The sequence below is a fragment of the Brevibacillus sp. GCM10020057 genome (assembly GCF_042683565.1).
GTDB lineage: Bacteria > Bacillota > Bacilli > Brevibacillales > Brevibacillaceae > Brevibacillus.
On the sequence record NZ_JBHUJW010000027.1, the window covers coordinates 1 to 1,687 of the forward strand.

Below are 1,687 nucleotides of genomic sequence, written 5' to 3' on the forward strand. Positions count from 1 at the left end.
TCCAAAAAGCATTCCTGATTCTCCGCCGGTGTCGGATAAACGAAGGAGGCATTACTGTACGGAAAAGACATGACAAGCAGTTTATATGTGAGTAATCGATGATCTTGGCATACCTCAATCGTGGTAAAGTCTACCTGTGCCTCACCCGGTGGATGTTCTAGCCGTTCGTACGTTTTTGGCACGATCCAGTTCCATTTCATTCTTTCGTCGCTGCACGTAGGCCAATACTGTACGTTGTCCACCTGTAAATTGATGTTCGTCGCGCAAGCGTTGGAAAATGCGCACACCTGTGTGTCGCTGCTTACGGGGGACCAAACGGTCCTCCTCCAACCAAGTATCGACAATCTCCATAAACGGCCCCATGACAGGGCTCCTGCTCTTTCGTTTGGTCATTGAGGCATTCCAATCCGTTTGATCAGCATATTTTTTGGCAGTCCGCCAGTGAACACCCACACGTTCTGCAATCTCATTGACCGAGCATCCTTCTACTTCGCGTAAAAACCTGATATAGTGTTGTTGAGGCATTTTCAGCATCCTTTCCATTCTCCTTCGCTAAGTTGTCGCAAACCTAACGGTAGGAGGAAATATGGGTGCTGACAAGTGCCTTTTTTGTATTTGCCTTGAGCATTTTTACGCTGCAATATTAGGCATTTCTATTGTGCAATAAACACCTGGTAGGATTCTTTGTCGGCTCTTGTGGAAGATTAGGCTCGTAATATACGCGAGAAAATTTTCTGAGAGGTTGTCCTACATAAATAATCTTTAGACTGTCACACGAACTATGTAGCGTTCAAAGGTTGTGGGTAAGCCTTTGTCAGTTGCGTGCTTTTCAAATATCCTTGTTATCTCAGACATAGACTGCTGAATTACCGATTCAAATAAGGAAGGCTTTTGACCGAAAAGACTCATTCTAATTACGTCAATTGGTTCATGTAGGTATTCAAGGCTTCTTACCGTTTCAATTTCGGCATTCTCTAGTCTCCCTTCTTGTAATCTTTGCGTAATATTGTCGAGTATTGGAGTGCCCGAGGGGGAAGGTTCAAAAAAATTAGGAAATAACTCTGACAACTCCGATGTAATATTATCGCCGGGGTGAAGACCGATGAGTTTCCCACCCTTTTTAATAACTCTCTTTACGTCAAGGTAAGCTGAGGTAGGTCCTCTACGGTTATATGCACAGTCAAATTCCTCGTCTTCAAAAGGTAGCTTTTCTTTCATGTTTGCCGTTATAAAGGTTACATTTTGCAGACCTGCAACATTTCCCTGCTTGATGAAGTCACTCGTTATATCTATACCAACAATATGCTTTACGACCGAGCTCCATTGCAAGGCAAACTCACCGTGCCCACAGCCAATATCCAGTACCTTCTTGCCCGGAACCATCTGAGACACTTCATTAGTGAATATCAATTCACCATTGGGCTCATTGATTGTCGATTTCCAAGAATACGAATATTGTCCTGTTAATCTTCCTAATTGAGCATACCATTCGATTGAATGGGGACGCACCCAATCCGTATGTGTTTTCGGATTAAACAATTTAATACTCATAAAACACCTCCAAAAATCACTAACGTTGCATAAAAAATAAATTCACTATTTGTCGAAGTATTCTGAATGGGTTTTTCAACTTCGCAACCAAAAACGGCAACATCGGAGCAAAAGGTAGCCACTATCCATTTGGTAG

Annotated in this window: 2 protein-coding genes; both read right to left on the minus strand. The window is 42.7% G+C overall.

What is annotated here, in order from left to right; translation table 11 throughout:
* Window positions 1–141: 141 nt before the first annotated feature.
* On the minus strand, window positions 142–534 hold the full coding sequence (locus tag ACFSO0_RS09030) for a hypothetical protein (RefSeq protein WP_376879132.1): 393 nt from the start codon (window positions 532–534) through the stop codon (window positions 142–144).
* Between the two features lie 228 nt (window positions 535–762).
* Window positions 763–1,551 carry a class I SAM-dependent methyltransferase gene (locus ACFSO0_RS09035; protein ID WP_376879134.1) on the minus strand — a complete coding sequence of 263 codons (789 nt, stop codon included), beginning with the start codon at window positions 1,549–1,551 and terminating at the stop codon, window positions 763–765.
* Window positions 1,552–1,687: the final 136 nt, after the last annotated feature.